Consider the following 18,337-nt stretch of genomic DNA (forward strand, 5'->3'; position numbering starts at 1 on the left):
CTTGAAAACAGTATACTCTAAAGATTTTTATACTCAAATAAAATATACGCTTTCGGTTTTGTTTTTCCTTTTCGGTATCGTGGCTCAGGCACAGGTTATCGAGGAAGAGGAAAATGAAACTTCGCAAGACACCGTTAAGGGCTATAACAAGGGGAAGGTAGAAATGGCCAACCCTAAAAGCATCATTGAGGCATATACCTACGATGCCGCTACGAACCGTTATATCTATACGAATAAGTTTGACGGTTTTAATATCAACTACCCGATAATCCTAACACCGGAAGAATACCAGGAATTGGCGTTGCGCGAGTCGATGCGGGAATATTACCAGCAAAAATCAAAGGCGATTGACGGAAAAGGCACTACTGAAGAACAGAAAAACCTTTTGCCACGGTATTATGTGAATTCCAGTTTCTTCGAGACACTTTTCGGGGGCAATACCATTGATGTAAAGCCGCAGGGATCGGTAGAGATAGACCTTGCCGGGCGTTATACCAAGCAGGACAATCCTTCGATACCGCCGAGGAACAGGAGTACATTTACCTTTGATTTCCAGCAGCGTATCAGTATGAGCCTTCAGGGCAAAGTGGGTACAAGGCTGGCCGTAAATGCCAACTATGATACCCAATCTACATTTGCATTCCAAAACCTTATCAAGCTGGAATATACCCCTACAGAAGATGACATCCTCCAAAAGATAGAAATAGGTAATGTGAGCTTTCCGCTTTCCAACTCGTTGGTAAGGGGAGCACAGAGCCTTTTTGGTGTTAAGATGGCGCTACAGTTTGGCAAGACCACGCTTACAGGTATATTCTCCGAGCAGAAATCGCAAACCAAGACTGTAACGGCTCAGGGCGGTGGTACTATACAGGAATTTTCACTTTTCGGTCTTGAATATGATAACGACAGGCACTTTTTCCTTTCGCAGTATTTCAGGAACCAGTACAACTATTCATTGCGTAATTACCCGCTTATCGACAGCCGCGTACAGATAACCCGTATTGAGGTTTGGGTAACCAATAAGCAGAACAGGATAAATGCCGCCGAAAACAACTCCCGGAATATCGTAGCGATACAGGATTTAGGTGAGGCCCCCGTAGTAGAGGTAGGGGTTCAGGGTCCGGATGATATTACCAACGAATCGGTAGGTTTTGCGGATAACCCAACCACCAGTCCGTTTTTTAACGTGGGGGCCAACAGCCCTCCGGACAATGGTAACAATAAGCTCGACCCCACGATCATTCCCGGAGGTTTCCTTTCTTCGACGGTGCGGGAAATTGTTACACTGAACAATAACAGCTTTACCGGCGGCCTTACTGCAAGTGAAGGCCGCGATTATTCCAAACTTGAAAATGCCAGGAAACTGACAGCAAGCGAATATACATACCATGCACAGTTGGGGTACATCTCCCTGAGCCAAAGGCTTAACAATGATGAGGTGCTTGCGGTTGCCTACCAATATACCATTGGCGACAAGGTGTACCAGGTGGGTGAATTCGGTACCGATGGTGTTGCCGCTACCGTGGTTGACAACACCACTACACCGGAAACCCCGGTGCCGGCTACCCAAAGCCTTGTGCTGAAGATGCTGAAGAGTAACCTTATCAGCGTGGAACAGCCTACCTGGAACCTGATGATGAAAAACGTATACCAGATACCGGGAGGGTTCCAGCTTACGCAGGAAGATTTCCGTTTCAACATATTGTATACCGACCCATCCCCGTTGAATTATATTACACCTGCACCTACAATTGCGAATACCCCTGATTCGCCGCCTTATCCATTTCCTGATCCACCAAATCAGGAAGGCCCTGTTACGGATACGCCTTTGATGCGCGTTTTTAACCTGGACAGGCTTAGTTATGCTAATGACCCGCAGGAAGGTGGAGACGGTTTCTTCGATTTTGTGCCCGGCCTTACTATTGACACGCAGAATGGCCGTATCTTCTTTACTACGGTAGAGCCTTTTGGTGAATACCTGTATGATAAGCTGGCTGATGCCAGCAATGCGGAAACCTACCAGCAGGATGCCGATGAGAGCAGCTTTAACCCCAACCAGAAGAAGTATGTGTACCGGAGCATGTATAGGAGTACACAGGCCGATGCATTACAGAGCAGCCAGAAAAACAAGTTCCAGCTGAAAGGGCGCTTCAAATCGACCAGTGCTAATGGCATTCCGCTGGGTGCCTTCAACGTGCCGCAGGGCTCGGTTGTGGTAACTGCGGGCGGCAGGGTTTTGGTAGAAGGCCAGGACTATACCGTAAACTACCAGGCAGGTATGGTGCAGATACTCGACCCATCACTTCAGGCATCCAATACCCCGATCCAGGTTTCTGTAGAGAACAACGCGGTTTTCGGGCAGCAGACAAGGCGTTTTGCCGGTTTTAATATAGAGCATAAATTCAACGAAAAGTTTTTGATAGGGGGTACTGTCTTAACGATGTCAGAGAGGCCATTTACTACAAAGACCAATTACGGACAGGAGTCGGTAAGGAATACGATCTTCGGGCTTAATACTGTTTTCTCTACCGAGGTGCCTTTCTTTACCAGGCTGGTAAACAAGCTGCCGAATATGGATACAGATGTGCCTTCCAATTTCTCTTTCAGGGGTGAGGTAGCAATGCTGAAGCCTAATGCTTCTAAAGCCGACCAGTTTAACGGGGAGGCAACAACTTATGTGGACGATTTTGAAGGTTCGCAAACCAATATAGATATGCGCGGTGCACAGGGATGGTCGTTGGCCAGTGCCCCTGTAGGGCTGGGCGGCGAATTTGATGTGAACGTGCTTGACTCCGGTTTTAAAAGATCCAAGCTTGCCTGGTACAGTATCGACCCTAGTTTTTATGCCGAAAGTGCACGCCCTGACGGTATCACTGCGGGCGATATTTCGACCAATAGGACAAGGCGTGTGTACTACGATGAGCTGTATCCGGTTACGGATGTAGTGCCCGGCCAGAGCAGGGTAGTGAACACACTTGACCTTAGCTACTATCCTCAGGAAAGGGGGCCATATAACTACAACCCGCTTGCGGCGCCTACCAATGGCTTTACACAGGCACAGGCAGTGCAAAACTGGGGAGGCATCATGCGCGCAATCAACTCAACGAATTTTGAGCAGACCAATGTGGAGTACATCCAGTTTTGGGTGATGGACCCTTATGACGGTACCGATGCCACACCTGCTACCAATACAGGTACACTTGAAATTAACTTAGGTGAAATTTCTGAAGATATATTAAAAGACAACAGGAAGCAGTACGAGAACGGGCTTCCGGAAGCAGCAGGCAACCAGCCTACCTTTGCATCGGTATGGGGTAAAGTGCCGGTATCGCAATCGCTTATCTATGCTTTTGATACCGATTCTGCCAACCGTGGCGTACAGGATGTGGGCTTTGACGGATTGGCTGATGACCAGGAGGCGGCACAATTCTCCGCATTTGGTGCTTATCCCGATCCATCCGCAGATAACTACCAGTTTTTCTTAAGCGCTACAGGAAACGTATTAGATCGATATAAAAATTATAACGGTACCGAAGGTAACTCGCCGGTAGATGTAGGCAACAACAACAGGGGCAATACCACGTTGCCTGACGTTGAGGACATCAACAGGGACAACACAATGAACACCATTGATGCCTATTTTAAATATGAAATACCAATGGTACCCGGTGTAATCCCGGGCCAGGGGTATGTAGTGGATGAAAGGCCATTTAATGTTCAAAAGGCAGACGGTACCGGCAACGTAACCGGAAGGTGGCTGTTGTATAAAGTACCGGTACAGGGAGCAGGGGCTGTTTCTGTAGGCGGTATCAGCAGTGTGCGTTCGATACGTTTCATGAGGATGATCGTAAGGGGCTTTAGCAGCGATGTTACCCTTCGTTTTGGTGCGCTGGACCTTGTAAGGGGCGAGTGGAGGAGGTATGTAAACTCACTTGATGCCGAGCCGGATAATAATGAGGATGCCACCACCGATAATACAGGCTTTGATGTTGTAGCCCTGAATGTTCAGGAAAATGGAGACAGGCAGCCAATACCTTATAAATCGCCTCCCGGTGTTCAGAGGGAGCAATTGTATAACAACAATGCGGTAATCAACCAGAACGAGCAGGCATTGTCGTTGCGGGTATATTCTACCGATGGCTCTACATCGAACAGTAAAGGCCTTGAGCCGGATGATGCCCGTGCGGTATTTAAAAGCGTGAATGTGGATATGCGGCAGTATAAAAAACTAAGGATGTTCCTTCATGCTGAAGCGCTTTCATCGGATAATGATTCTGATAGTCCGGAACCGAATGGCCTGCAAAGTGGCGAAATGAAAGCATTCCTTCGTTTTGGTAATGACTTTACCGATAACTTCTACCAGGTAGAGATGAAGCTGGACGTAACTCCGCTGAATGCTGTTTCCGAAGACCAGATTTGGCCGGAAAGCAATAATATAGAAATATCGCTCGATGCGCTTACGCGATTAAAGATAGACGTGCTGAATGGCGTGGCCGGACAACCGGATGCAAACGGTATATATTACCGCGACATTGACGACAGGATGACGGTAGCCATAAAAGGTAACCCGAATTTCGGTTATGTAAGGACATTGATGCTCGGTGTAAAAAATGGCTATAAGCTGACCGACCCTATGGCAAGGAATCTTCGCGGGGAAGTTTGGTTTAATGAGATGCGCCTTTCTGACATGGATACCAAAGGTGGTATGGCTGCTATAGCGAGCATGGATACCAATTTTGCAGATTTTGCAACGATATCGGCTACCGGAAGGATGAGTACTATAGGTTTCGGTACAATAGAGCAAAGCCCTAATGAGCGAAGCAGGGAAGATATGAAGCAATATGACCTTGTGACCAACTTCGCCCTTGGAAAATTGCTGCCGAAAAGCTGGCATGTGAACCTGCCGTTCAACTACGGTGTTGGTGAGCAGGTTATTACACCGGAGTATGATCCGTTCCAGCAGGACGTACGCCTCGAGCAGCTGATAAACGAAACTGCCGACCAGGCTACAAGGGACAACCTCAGGGACAGGGCTATTGATTATACAAAAAGGACAAGTATCAACTTTATAGGTGTGAAGAAAGAAAGGGCGCCGGAGCAGAAGCAGCACGTTTATGACCCTGAAAACGTAACGCTGTCCTATTCTTATAACCAGACCGAACACCACGATTACCAGATAGAGGACCTGGTAGACCAGCAGGTAAGGGTTTCGGCAGATTATAATTATGCCTTCCAGAATAAGCCGGTTGAGCCATTCAAGAATACCGGTTTCATGAAAAAAAGCAACTACTGGAAGCTGTTGAGTGATTTTAACTTCAACTACCTGCCTTCAAACCTTTCATTCAGCTCGAATATCATACGGCAGTTCAACAGGCAGCAGTACAGGAACGTTGATGTAGAAGGTATCCCTATCAACCCGTTATATAGGAGGAATTATTTCTTTAACTACCAGTACGGCTTTAATTATAACATTACCAAGGCGCTGAAATTTAACTATGCAGTTTCCACCAGTAACATCGTAAGGAACTATCTTGATGAAAACAATATGCCGATTCAGGAATATACTATATGGCAGGATTTCTGGGATACAGGTGAGGCCAACTCGCACACGCAGCAGTTTGTAGTCAACTACGATTTGCCGTTGAGCAAGCTTCCGGCACTAAGCTTCCTGAAATCTACATACACTTATAACGGAACCTTTAACTGGCAGCGTTCTACCGATGCCCTGTCTTCGGTGTCCAGGGATACGAATGGAGACGGTATAGACGATACAGTATTTCAGTTGGGTAATATGCTGCAAAACTCAAGTTCGCACAAGCTCAACACAACATTGAATATGGACCTGCTATACAAATATGTAGGCCTTGGCCCTAAAAAGCCTGCCGCTAAAAATGCAGCGCCAAAACCTGCCCCGAAACCGGGTGAGAAAGTGACCGCTGCGCCAAAACCGGCAACAGAAGGCAACGTGTTTGTAAACGGCCTTATTGGAGTGCTGACCAGTGTGAAGAACATACAGGTAAACTATACCGAGACCAGTGGTACGGCGCTACCGGGCTTCCTGCCGGGTATAGGGTTCCTGGGCACGACCAAGCCTAGCCTGGGGTTTGTATTTGGTAGCCAGGATGACGATATTCGTTACCAGGCAGCCAGTAACGGCTACCTGACCAACTATAGCGAATTTAACCAAAACTTTACACAGACAACAACTAAGCAGCTGAATCTTACGGCGTCTATGGACCTGTTTCCTGATTTTAAGATTGACCTGAGTGCCGACAGGACCTATTCTGAAAACCACTCGGAACAATTTGATGCCTACGACGAAACTTCGGGAATAAACAGGTATCAGGCACTTTCGCCTTATACGTATGGCAATTTCATGATATCGACGATACTCATCAAAACGGCTTTCAGTGCAAGCGACGTAAACGGGTCTGAAGCCTTTGATGCTATGAGGGACAACAGGCTGGTAATAGCGAACAGGCTTGCCGAACAGCGTTATGGTGGCGCCCCGATTCCGCGCTACACTGCCGATGGAACCGGTGGTTTTGCCGATGCCAATGCGGGCTATCCGGTAGGTTTTGGGCGAAACAGCCAGGCAGTATTGCTCCCATCGTTCATTGCTGCCTATTCCGGGCAGGATGCAGGAAAGGTTTCAACCAATCCCTTCAGGAATATCCCGCTGCCAAATTGGATAATAAAATATACGGGGCTGATGCGTTACAAATTCTTTAAGGACAAGTTTAAGCGCTTCTCACTTCAGCATAGTTATTCATCGCATTATAACATCAACTCCTACAGGTCGAACTTTGAGTACACCGAAAACCCGAATGGGCAGGACAACAACGGTGTAGGTAATTTCTATACTAAAGATATTATTTCGAATGTCAACTTGTCGGAGCAGTTCAATCCGCTTATACGTGTTGATTTGGAGATGAAGAACTCAATAAAGATACTTGCCGAAATAAGGAAAGACCGAACACTCAATATGAGTTTTGATAATAACCTGCTTACAGAGGTGAAGGGCAATGAGTACATAGTTGGGCTGGGATACCGCATCAAGGATGTAACCATCAACTCTAGCCTGGCCGATAACGCGAGCAATGTGATCAGGAGCGATATTAATATTAAGGCTGATTTTTCGTTGAGGAGGAATTCAACAATTGTGCGTTACCTGGATTATGACAACAACCAGTTGGGTGGAGGACAGAATATATGGTCGATTAAGCTTACCGCAGATTATGCCTTCAGTAAAAACCTGACAGCGATCTTCTTCTACGACCATTCATTCTCCAAACCGGTAATATCTACAGCCTATCCGCTTACAAATATCCGTTCAGGGTTTACGCTGCGGTATAATTTCGGAAATTAAGACAAAAAAACATTTTATAGTTTATCTGATAAAACATACATTTGCTAAAACAAACAAACTAACGACACATGAATATTCCGGCAGATTTAAAGTACACGAAAGACCACGAATGGGTTAAAATAGAAGGCGATACAGCTATAGTAGGCATTACCGATTTTGCCCAGAAAGAATTGGGTGACATTGTATATGTTGAGGTAGAAACACTCGACCAGACACTGGATAAAGATGAGGTTTTTGGAACTGTGGAGGCTGTAAAGACAGTTTCCGACCTGTTCCTGCCGCTTTCCGGCGAGATCATTGAATTTAATGACTCCCTTGAATCCAGCCCTGAAAAAGTGAATGCCGACCCTTATGGTGATGGCTGGATGGTGAAAGTAAAAATATCCGATGCTTCTGAAGTAGAAGGATTGTTGAGCAGCGAACAATACAGGGAACTGATAGGTGCGTAATAAATACTTTTGGGCAGCAATTTTCTGGACACTGTTTATTACGGTTGCATGCTTAGTGAGCAATGACAACTTTGGTGAACTGCAGAAGATACAGATGCCCAATAAGGACAAAGTGCTTCACGCTACTTTTTATTTTGTGTTTACAATACTCTGGAGCTACGGCCTCAGGACACTGAAAATATCAGATGTTCGCAAAAGGAGGATGTGGGCGTTTATCATCGCTGTCAGTTATGGCATCATTATGGAAATATGCCAGGGCCTCTTTACAGAAGAAAGGACTCCTGATGTTGTAGATGCCATAGCTAATACTACAGGAAGCGCAATAGCGGTTTTTGTTTTGTGGCGCTATCAAAAAAGACATTTCAAAAAAAAATCCCCGGCTTATTAGTTGGGGATTATCATTTTAAAGCATTATGGATATAAGACACTATTTGGATTCGACCTATTTGAAAACCGCAGCACAGGCCGGTCTTACCGAAGCAGAAAACCGCGAGGTGGTAAAGAAGGTGGTGCAGGAAGCGATAGATGAAAATTTCAGGTTGGTTATGGTGCGCCCGGATATGGCTGCCATGGCTAAAGAAATGATCGTTGCGGCGGGTTCTGCCGTAACGGTAGGCACTGTTATCGACTTCCCGCAGGGCAACAACCCGCTTGAAAGCAAACTGGCCGAAGCAGAAGCCGCGATCAGCGATGGTGCAGATGATCTTGATTTTGTGCTGGATTATGAAAAGTTTAAATCGGAGGGAGGCAATGCCATTAAAAAGCAGGTACTCGAATGTACACGGGTAGGCCTGGCCCACGGTAAGATAGTAAAATGGATCATTGAAGTAGCGGCGCTCAACGAGCACGAGATCGTTCAGCTCAGCGCCCTTATAAAAAATGTGGTGCTCACCCATTTTGAAGAAAGCGACTATAGCCGGGTGTTTGTAAAATCATCTACAGGATTTTACAAAACGGAAGAAGGAAAACCAAATGGCGCAACCCTGCCTGCCATAAAGCTCATGCTTGAGAATGCATTTCCACTTGCTGTTAAAGCCGCAGGCGGTGTTCGCACCTATGACGAAGCCGTAGAGATGATATCACTTGGCGTTAAGCGCATCGGTACGTCATCAGCGAAAGCCATTGCTGAAGGTGAAGAGGGTAGTGGAGGATATTAAGTTTTCAGCCGCAATCACAGTTTTCAATCTCACACGTTCCGTCATTGCGGGCGCAGTTTACGGAGCGGGGCAATCTTTCCTTCGTACTGTTTTATGCTTTTGTAAAGTTCTGTCGGTTTACCGGCAAGAGCGGAGTTCCCCCTTCTGGGGTTAGGGGGCCTGGTTAGTGCATAAAAAAAACCTTCCCGTTTCGGGGAAGGCTCTCGTTTTCATAGCAATTTTTCAAACGAATTTTCTTTTTCGTAACAACGATGATAAACAACCTAATGGAGTCATTACACTTATAAGATGCAGGGAAATGCGAAAGGTTGCGTGGCAAATAAAAATTATTATTAAATTTAACAATGCTTTGAAAAGATGGGATGTATAAAGGGTAAATTAATTTAAGTCATAATTATTAAGAATTATTAATGAAAACTAAAAGCCAAACGATTTTATTATTGTATTTTTTTCTCACAACATTTTCGGCAATGGCGCAAACGCTATCGGCAGATTCCAGTGGTAATGTTCTGTTCGTTGGCACGTTAACAGGTGCAGACAAAGATAATTTTGAGGCTTGTAGGTGCCTTCAGGAAGATGTACCACTCTTTGAGATACTTTCGGCTACTGAAAATGAAAGCGATGCAAAAGACGGTGCGTTCGTAAAAGGAAGTTGGACTTATCACTACCTTGTAGATGATGACGATAAACCTGCCGGATGGATAGCGTTTGATTTTGAATACATATTTAAAGACGGCATTGTTAGTTACCGATACTATAATTACGTCCATTCTAAAGAAGAGGAGGATAGTATATTTGCATCTGTTGGTACTCTGCCGGCGGTTTGGAACGAAAAGGTGAGAAAGGTGTTTACAAATGAGCAGTATACACAAATACAAAGTGCTATGACAGCCAATGTGAGGGTCGCATTAAATTCAATCAAAAGGCTTTGCCTTAAATAGTAAATACTAAAGGCTGGAAAATTTATTTTAAATTGGGGTGATGTTAAATGTAGGTTTAATTATTTAGATGTTTTATACGAAATAATGGAAACTTTCTTTTACCACCATTCTCTTTGAAGAAAACTTTTTTTTCGAGTATCTTTGCACCAGTTTTTGAAAACCCAATGAAAATCATTTTGAACGCTTCACAAACCCCGATTTCAATAAAATCGATTTTTTCTGATTTTACCGCTATTACAAAGGCAAGGCTCGCTATCAGCGTGGTGTTCTCCTCTGTTGCGGGTTACTTGCTTGGCGTATCAGATGAGCATGCATTCAGCTGGGTTACACTTATACTGCTTACCATTGGTGGCTACTGCATGGTTGGCGCATCGAATGTTTTTAACCAGATCATAGAGAAAGACCTCGATGCCCTCATGGACAGGACAAAAAACCGCCCTATTCCGTCAGGAAAAATGTCGGTTAAGAACGCCTTTATCCTCGGTTCGGCACTTACCATCCTTGGCATCGGTATACTATATAGCATTAACCCTAAAACAGCAATGTTCGGTGCTATCTCGATCTTTCTTTACACAAGCATTTACACACCTCTGAAAACTATAACCCCTCTTGCAGTATTTGTAGGAGCCTTCCCGGGTGCAATACCCTTCATGCTGGGATGGGTAGCGGCCACCAACGATTTCGGTATCGAGGCAGGCACGCTGTTTCTTATACAGTTTTTCTGGCAGTTCCCGCATTTTTGGGCTATTGGCTGGTTTTTATTTGAGGATTATGAAAAGGCAGGCTTCTTCATGCTTCCCACAGGGAAGAGGGACAAAAAAACGGCGTTGCAAACCATTCTTTACACCGTGTGGCTCATTGTGGCTTCCCTGCTCCCGGTTACCGGGTTTACAGGAGAGCTGAAATTGAGTATCGTGTCGGCAGTGATCGTATTCCTTCTGGGCTTGTGGATGCTCGTATATGCAGTAAAACTATACAATAAAATGGATGGCCCTGCGGCGAAAAAGCTCATGCTGGTTAGCGTGTCGTATATTTCGCTGATGCAGGTAATATTAGTAGCAGATAAATTTATCAGGTAATTATGATGACAATCGAAGAATATACCCAAAGGACGGAGAAATCTAAAAAGATGCTCCTTTGGTTTGGTATGGTGAGCATGTTTATGATGTTTGCTGGGCTTACAAGCGCCTATGTGGTGAGTACCTCAAGGCCGGACTGGCTTAACGATTTTGTGCTGCCGGACGCCTTTATGATAAGCACTGCTTTGATCATTGCGAGCAGTGTAACCTTCCACCTTGCCAAGATGGCAATAAAAAAAGGCGACAGGAGCGCTACATCATTCTGGCTTTTGCTTACGCTTGCACTGGGTTTGGGCTTTGTTGCAGCGCAGTTTTATGGCTTTGACCAAGTGATAAAAAGCGGATATTTCTTTACCGGGCCCGAGAGTACGGTGACTACGTCGTTTCTGTATATCGTTATTACAGTGCATCTTGCGCACCTTTTTGCGGGCCTTGTAGTGCTTTTGGTGGTAATTTATAATCATTTTAAACAAAAATACAATAAGTCTCAAACCCTTGGATTAGAGTTAGGTGCAATGTTTTGGCACTTTCTCGATATTTTATGGGTTTATTTGTTTTTGTTTTTCTATTTCTATTAATGGAAAAAAAATGTAAATTTGAAAACTTTTTAACCTAACAATTTTATATGGCAGCGACAGTTACTACAACAGCTACTACAGGTAAAACATGGGACGGCGGGAATGAGCCGATGGGTGCAAGTTATGGCAAACTGATGATGTGGTTTTTCATTGTATCAGATGCTCTTACTTTCTCAGGCTTTCTTGCGGCTTATGGTTTTTCGAGGTTCAAATTCATTGAAACGTGGCCAATAGCCGATGAGGTGTTCAATCACTTTCCGTTTATGCACGGTGTTGATGCCCCGATGTACTATGTAGCCTTCATGACTTTTATCCTTATCTTTTCATCAGTAACCATGGTACTTGCTGTAGATGCAGGCCATCACTTGAAAAAAACAAAAGTTGCCGTTTATATGGTGCTTACCATCATCGGCGGTTTTATATTCCTTGGCTCTCAGGCATGGGAGTGGAAAAACTTCATCAAAGGCGAATATGGCGCTGTTGAAACAAGAGGCGGTTCTATACTTCAGTTTGTAGATGCTAACGGTAAAAGGGTAGCCCTTGCTGATTTCGCTGCAGATATACATACGGACAGGGTACAGAAAATAAAAAGCCAGGGTATATGGTTCAAGGAAGAGCCGGCATTGCCAAGCTATACTGTACAGGAAGTAGTAGAGGGCTTTAAAGCACATCCAAACCTTCTTGTAAGGACAGAGATGCTTACCAAGGACAAAAAGAAAACGGTATTGTCGAGGGAAGAATCTGTAAAGAGGCTTGCCGATGCAACAATTGTTGTTGAAGGTGCCAATCTTATAAGGAACGAGTATGGCCATAAGTTGTTTGCCAATTTCTTCTTCTTCATTACAGGTTTCCACGGATTCCACGTATTTACAGGAGTTATGCTTAATATCCTTATTTTCTTCAACGTGCTTTTGGGTACTTATGAGAAAAGGAGAAGCTACGAGATGGTTGAAAAAATCGGATTATACTGGCACTTTGTGGATTTAGTTTGGGTATTCGTATTCACCTTCTTCTACCTGGTTTAATTATTAAAATTTAAGCAAAATGGCACATTCGCACGAATCTAATACAAAAAGGATCTGGTTTGTTTTCGGACTTCTGTCTGTTATAACTATCATTGAGGTTATACTTGGTATCATGAAGCCGCCGGCCCTCCACATGACCAACCTTCTTCATATGAATATCCTTAACTGGCTGTTCATTATCCTTACAGTCGTTAAAGCCTACTACATCGTTTGGGCGTTCATGCACATCGAAGGTGAAAAAAACAGCCTTAAATGGTCGGTAGTATTGCCGGTTGTATTCTTAGTATTGTATTTATTGTTTATCATTCTTATAGAAGGCGATTATATCCATGAGGTGTTTAAGCACTCTCATTATAAGTGGATATTCTAAAAATATATTATTCATAAAAAGGCGGTTTTTAACCCGCCTTTTTTTTATTTTTGCATAGGAAATTTCCTTTACCATGAAAAGAAAGATTGTTCTCATTGTACTGCTCGTACTGCCTCTTACCATGTATGTTTATTTTTCTATGGCAAAGCATAATTCACTGTTTCTTCCTGTTATAACAAAAAACGTAGCCGAAGCTCCTGCGGGAAAAACTTTGGACGAAAAATCCGTTCATCTTAAAGGGAAAATAACTATTGTCGGCTTTTTGGGAAAAGACATCCGTAAGAAGAAAGAAACCATCTTTAATATCAACCAAAAAATAAATAACAAATACAAGGATTTTACCGATTTCCAACTCCTTATGGTTGTTCCCGACGGCGCGCAGGAAGAGGTAAAAGAAATTACATCCGAACTGAAGCTGATGGGTGATATCTCAAGCTGGAAATTTATATTTGCCCAGCCACAGGATATCACTACATTCTATAATTCCTTAAAAGTGCGTGAGCCGCTTGGGCCTGACCTTTCAACGTATAATATTTTTATATTGGATAAAGACCGCAGCCTCAGGGGAAGGAAAGGGAAGAATAAAAAGAGTGGTGAAAACGAATTCAAAGACAGCTATAATTCTTTCTCAGCGGCCGAATTGCACAACGAAATGACTGATGATGTAAAGATCCTGCTTAGGGAATACCGCCTTGCGCTACGAAAAAATGACACCCTGAAAGGTGTTAAAAGAGAAATATAATGAAAAAGAAATCCTACTCGTACATAGGCGTGTCATTCATCATCCTGATCTTTGGTATTTGGGCAGTGCCTAAAATAGTCGCAAAATTCCAAAAATCCGACCTTGATACTATTGGCCCGGTACCTGAATTTGCGCTGACCGACCAAAATGGCAAAAAAATATCTAATAAAGATTATCTAGGGAAGGTATATGTAGTCGAGTTCTTTTTTTCAACATGTCCTACGATCTGCCCAAAGATGAATCAGAACATGCTCACATTGCAGGATGCGTATTATGGCAACCCAAAATTCGGGGTAGCCTCGATCACGATAAACCCGGAGCACGATACCCCACAGGTATTGAAAGAACATGCCGATAAGCTGGGCGTAAAGCATTACAACTGGCATTTCCTTACCGGTGAAAGGGATTATATTTTTAACCTTGCCAAAGAGTTCAAGCTTTATGCAGGCAAGAACCCTAATGTGCCAGGGGGCTTTGAACATTCGGGTATGTTTGCGCTTATTGATAAGGAAGGAAACATCAGGAGTCGTAAAGATTCTTATGGTAACCCTATATTGTATTACGATGGGCTTGAAGAGCCGGGCGTGAAAGCCATAAAAGAAGACATTAAGAAACTACTCGAAGAATAATGGAAAATACAGTCAACAAGAACGCGGAGAAAAAATATAACGTCTGGATCATCCTGTTATCGGTTGTGATCCCCATAGCGGTTGCAGTGCTTTTCAAGGTGAAGTTAAAGGACCTTGGTTATGATGTGCAGCCACTTTCTTTCCTGCCTCCCATTTATGCCGCGATAAACGGTGCTACTGCCATTGTTTTGGTTACAGCAGTATGGGCGGTGAAAAATGGGAAACAAAAACTCCACGAGAACCTGATGAAGTTTGCTATCGGCCTTTCAGTTGCGTTTCTTGTAATGTATGTGGCCTACCACATGACGGCCGATTCGACACCCTACGGAGGTGAAGGCGTTATGCGCTATGTGTATTTCTTTATACTGCTTACGCACATTGCCTTATCGGTTATCATTATCCCTTTTGTTCTTATAACCTATGTAAGGGCTATAACCGGTAATTTTGAAAGGCATAAAAAGTTGGCCCGCATTACCTACCCACTATGGCTGTACGTTGCCATAACCGGCGTGATCGTGTATCTGATGATCTCGCCATATTACACCCATTAATATGAGCTTTAAAGCTAAATATTTACCTGTAGCCGTATTGCTATTTTTCTCTGCACTGGCTAATGCGCAATGTGCGATGTGTCGTGCCGCATTGGAGAGCAATGATGGCGGTATTAAACCAGAATCGGTAAATGATGGTATCGTGTACCTTATGGTACTTCCTTATCTGCTTGTTGCGCTGGTAGGCTATGCTGTGTACAGGCTGCGCAGGAAGAAAAAAGCGGAGGTTTAGACATAGTCACAATCGAAGTTTAGAGGTAAAACATTCTGCTTAGGAATATGAGTGTACCTGTCATTGCGAGCGGAAGAATGGAGCGCGGCAATCTTTCTTCCGGCGTTCATTGACCAGTAAACCTGGAAAGATTGCTTCGTGCCTCGCAATGAAAGCTCACGAAAAAATCCGCCGAATCCACATTCTTTTTCACCGGCTCTGAAAACTGCGACTGTGACTGAAAACTAAACTATTTCATCCCGTCTATTTTCAAATCCATCTTACCCGATCCTTTTATAAATGCTATGATTGCATTATTGGTAAGCTCCACTTTATCGAATTCAAAGTCATTAAGGGTGCCGTTTACGAACACACCCGGTATAGGGGAGTAGTTGGTAACGTAGGGCAGCAGGTTTTTCTTGCCGTCCTCAAGGTTTTGCTTAATAGAATAACGGCAGCTTTCCTGTATCTTTTTCAGGATATAGCCTTCGGCAAGCCAGTTGGCGGTTTTCATCAGCACGCTTTTGGTATTCAGCACATAATCCATCTGGTCAAAGTAAATTTCTTTGGTAACCGAATTATAGTTAGGATATCCTGTCAGGTAAATGGTGCCGTTGATGCTTCCGGTCATATCGAGCGCAATGATCATCTTGCCGTCTTTGCTCCACAGGTCTACCTTCTGTACGGTTACTTTCCTTTTGCCGTCGCCAAACTCCTGTCCCTGGAAGTTTTTTGTGATCACCTTCGAAGCGCTATCGTAAGTCGAAACAGCAGCCACAACCACGTCTATCTTGTCCGGCATGGTCGAAACCGCTTTCAGTACTACATTTTCTTTTTTGAACGTCTTTTTAGGCTGCTCACCCACGCGGGTTTCCATGGTACATTTCAGGCCCATATTCATTGTAATCTGCTTTTTAGATAATACGGCATCCGTTACATACAGTTCCACCGGGTTAAGGGTAAACCACGTTTCATACTGCTCGCTGGTAAGGTAAGGGGTGTTTAGTTTTTCAAGTGCAGCCAACACCTGAGGCTTAAAGTCGGCAACTTTGGTAATCGATTTGTCCAGCTCAGATTCTATTTTAGTCTTAAATAGCTTTATCGCCGGATTTATAAGGTAGGTAATCGCTACTTTTTTTCCGGCAATAGTAACGGTAGGGCTCTCTTTCCATTCGAGTGATTCGATGGTGGTATTGGTTGTCATTTTCCAGTTAGACAAGCCTATTTTGCTGCTGAAGGTTATCACGGCATCCATGTTTACTTCGCGTGTGTCATACAGATCCAGTCCAAGCGCCGACGTCCCGTATTTTACATTGGCAGTAACCTTGATCGGTATTACCGACTGTAGCCTGCCTTTTTGTTCAGAAAATTTTATGGGAGCGGTTTTCCATACTTTCATGGAAATCTTGTCATCATCGATATTGTTGTCCTCATATATAAGGCCGGCCAGCAATTTGTTAGCCTGCGTTTCCACATCGGCAATAGTCATGCTTACTGGGAGGTTGATGAATGATGTGGCCGATTGGTAAGCCACATCGGTCGTGTTTCCCGGTTCCGGTTTCAACGCTTCAATTTGTTTGGTTGTCGAACATCCTGAAAATAATAGTACCAATGAAAATAATGTAGCAAATAGTAGTGGCCTCATGGTGATGATGTTGTAAATTTGCCGCAAAATTAATATTATTTTTCGTAACAATTTTAACACGAAAGCGTCTAATAAAAATATATTGTGAATGACTGCGTTATATATTTTGATAAATTTGTAAACTATTCCCGACACAGCCTATGAAAAGCAAGCTTTACGTTGCATTTATATTTGTTTTTGCCCTGTTTGCTGATAATGCTTACAGTCAGGTAAAGAAATGGACATTGCAGGAATGTGTTGAATATGCGCTGAAAAATAACATTTCGATAAAGTTGACCGAGCTTGATGCGAGGCTGGCTAATGTAACAAAGAAAGATGCTGCCGGCGCTTTTTTGCCTACTGCCAATCTACAGGGTTCCCACTCCTGGAACATAGGTCTTAACCAGAACATTACAACCGGCCTTTTGCAAAACCAAACTACCCAGTTTACGTCCTTAGGGCTTAATATGGGTGTGGATATCTATAATGGACTTCAGAACCAAAACCGTTTAAGGAGAGCCAACCTCGCCATTATTTCGGCGCAATACCAAACGGTAAAAATGCAGGAAGACGTAGCGCTTAATGTAGCCAATGCTTACCTGCAGGTGCTTTTCAATAAAGAGAACCTTAAAGTACAGGAGCAGCAGCTGGCTTTTGATAACAGGCAGATGGAGCGCATCCAGGACCTGGTAGAAGGTGGTGCAGTGCCGCGGGGTGACCTCCTCGATGTAAAAGCCACGGTAGCTGCTGACAACCAAAAAAAGATTGCCGCCGAAAACACACTTTTAATTTCGAAACTGAGCCTCGCGCAACTGATGCAGCTCGATGATTTCCTGAATTTCGACACAGAGGACGCTGACTATGAGGTGAAGGATGAGCCGATATTGCTGGAACTCCCGTCAACCATATACAATAAAGCCAAGGAACTGAGGACGGAACTAAAGATCGCGAAGACCAATGTTGAAGTAGCCGAAAAAGATGTAAAAATAGCCAGGGGAGCCTACCAGCCAACAATAAGCGGGTTTTACAGCCTGACCACGCGTGCTGCGTATTCCGACAGGGTTGTTGGCTTTGCGCAGAGTGTAAGCCAGCCAACATCGGTAGTCGGCTTTGTAGATGGTACGAACCAGGTGGTGTTACAGGATAATTATGTGCCTGTGTTGGGTAGGTATGCACCGATACTGGACCAGTTTAACGATAATAAAGGGCACTCTTTCGGGGTAGGGCTTAATGTGCCTATTTTTAATGGCTTTACTGTTAAGAATAATGTTGAGCGCACTAAGATAGAGTTGGAGCGTTCGCAAATAACACTGGAGCAGCGCGAACTCGACCTTGAAAGGAATGTATATACTGCCTATACCGATGCCCAGGGCGCATTGAAAGCGTATGATGCTGCGGTATCTGCTGCAGAGGCGCGTACAGAAGCGCTTACCTATGCGCAGGAAAGGTATGAAGTGGGGCTTATCAATGTATTCGACCTCAATCAGGCCCAGACGCTTTCGGTTAATGCCCAGTCGGAGGTATTGCGCACAAAATACGATTATATATTCAGGATCAAGATCCTGGAGTTTTACTTTGGGATACCAATCTCTCGAATTTCACAAAAATAAAG

General features: G+C 44.1%; 15 protein-coding genes. 14 read left to right on the forward strand and 1 reads right to left on the reverse strand.

Annotation, left to right across the window (positions count from 1 at the left end; translation table 11 throughout):
• Position 1: 1 nt before the first annotated feature.
• The 13 genes from sov (at position 2) to AAEO56_RS15680 (ending at position 15,122) form a co-directional block, all read left to right on the forward strand.
• Positions 2–7,369, forward strand: a complete 7,368-nt coding sequence (gene sov / locus AAEO56_RS15620) for a T9SS outer membrane translocon Sov/SprA (protein ID WP_341697994.1) — start codon at positions 2–4, stop codon at positions 7,367–7,369.
• A gap of 68 nt (positions 7,370–7,437) precedes the next feature.
• Positions 7,438–7,818, forward strand: coding sequence for a glycine cleavage system protein GcvH (gcvH, locus tag AAEO56_RS15625; RefSeq protein WP_341697995.1), 381 nt, complete (start codon positions 7,438–7,440; stop codon positions 7,816–7,818).
• On the forward strand, positions 7,811–8,206 hold the full coding sequence (locus tag AAEO56_RS15630; protein ID WP_341697996.1) for a VanZ family protein: 396 nt from the start codon (positions 7,811–7,813) through the stop codon (positions 8,204–8,206). The genes gcvH and AAEO56_RS15630 overlap by 8 nt, the downstream gene beginning before the upstream one ends.
• Positions 8,207–8,231: 25 nt before the next feature.
• Positions 8,232–8,975 (forward strand): deoxyribose-phosphate aldolase, encoded by a 744-nt coding sequence (deoC, locus tag AAEO56_RS15635; RefSeq protein ID WP_341697997.1) that lies wholly within the window; start codon positions 8,232–8,234, stop codon positions 8,973–8,975.
• Positions 8,976–9,385: 410 nt separating this feature from the next.
• Positions 9,386–9,916 carry a hypothetical protein gene (locus AAEO56_RS15640; protein ID WP_341697998.1) on the forward strand — a complete coding sequence of 177 codons (531 nt, stop codon included), beginning with the start codon at positions 9,386–9,388 and terminating at the stop codon, positions 9,914–9,916.
• A gap of 176 nt (positions 9,917–10,092) precedes the next feature.
• Entirely contained in the window at positions 10,093–10,995 is a 903-nt protein-coding gene (gene cyoE / locus AAEO56_RS15645) for a heme o synthase (RefSeq protein ID WP_341698069.1), read from the forward strand.
• Between the two features lie 2 nt (positions 10,996–10,997).
• Positions 10,998–11,573 (forward strand): cytochrome c oxidase subunit 3, encoded by a 576-nt coding sequence (locus AAEO56_RS15650; RefSeq protein ID WP_341697999.1) that lies wholly within the window; start codon positions 10,998–11,000, stop codon positions 11,571–11,573.
• Between the two features lie 47 nt (positions 11,574–11,620).
• On the forward strand, positions 11,621–12,598 hold the full coding sequence (locus tag AAEO56_RS15655) for a cytochrome c oxidase subunit 3 (protein ID WP_341698000.1): 978 nt from the start codon (positions 11,621–11,623) through the stop codon (positions 12,596–12,598).
• A 19-nt stretch (positions 12,599–12,617) separates the two neighbouring features.
• Entirely contained in the window at positions 12,618–12,968 is a 351-nt protein-coding gene (locus AAEO56_RS15660) for a cytochrome C oxidase subunit IV family protein (RefSeq protein ID WP_341698001.1), read from the forward strand.
• A gap of 73 nt (positions 12,969–13,041) precedes the next feature.
• On the forward strand, positions 13,042–13,710 hold the full coding sequence (locus AAEO56_RS15665; RefSeq protein WP_341698002.1) for a hypothetical protein: 669 nt from the start codon (positions 13,042–13,044) through the stop codon (positions 13,708–13,710).
• Positions 13,710–14,339, forward strand: coding sequence for an SCO family protein (locus AAEO56_RS15670; RefSeq protein ID WP_341698003.1), 630 nt, complete (start codon positions 13,710–13,712; stop codon positions 14,337–14,339). Before AAEO56_RS15665 ends, AAEO56_RS15670 begins: the two co-directional genes overlap by 1 nt.
• Complete coding sequence (locus AAEO56_RS15675; RefSeq protein ID WP_341698004.1) at positions 14,339–14,890, forward strand: DUF420 domain-containing protein; 552 nt, start codon at positions 14,339–14,341, stop codon at positions 14,888–14,890. The genes AAEO56_RS15670 and AAEO56_RS15675 overlap by 1 nt, the downstream gene beginning before the upstream one ends.
• A 1-nt stretch (position 14,891) precedes the next feature.
• Positions 14,892–15,122 (forward strand): hypothetical protein, encoded by a 231-nt coding sequence (locus AAEO56_RS15680; RefSeq protein WP_341698005.1) that lies wholly within the window; start codon positions 14,892–14,894, stop codon positions 15,120–15,122.
• A gap of 229 nt (positions 15,123–15,351) precedes the next feature.
• On the opposite strand, the gene AAEO56_RS15685 is transcribed toward AAEO56_RS15680, so the two are convergent.
• Complete coding sequence (locus AAEO56_RS15685; protein ID WP_341698006.1) at positions 15,352–16,746, reverse strand: DUF4403 family protein; 1,395 nt, start codon at positions 16,744–16,746, stop codon at positions 15,352–15,354.
• A 140-nt stretch (positions 16,747–16,886) separates the two neighbouring features.
• Here AAEO56_RS15685 and AAEO56_RS15690 point away from each other — a divergent pair, with 140 nt between their 5' ends.
• The gene (locus AAEO56_RS15690) at positions 16,887–18,335 is read left to right on the forward strand and encodes a TolC family protein (protein ID WP_341698007.1); all 1,449 of its coding nucleotides are present in this window, start codon (positions 16,887–16,889) and stop codon (positions 18,333–18,335) included.
• Positions 18,336–18,337: the final 2 nt, after the last annotated feature.

This window comes from Flavobacterium arundinis (assembly GCF_038289855.1).
GTDB lineage: Bacteria > Bacteroidota > Bacteroidia > Flavobacteriales > Flavobacteriaceae > Flavobacterium > Flavobacterium arundinis.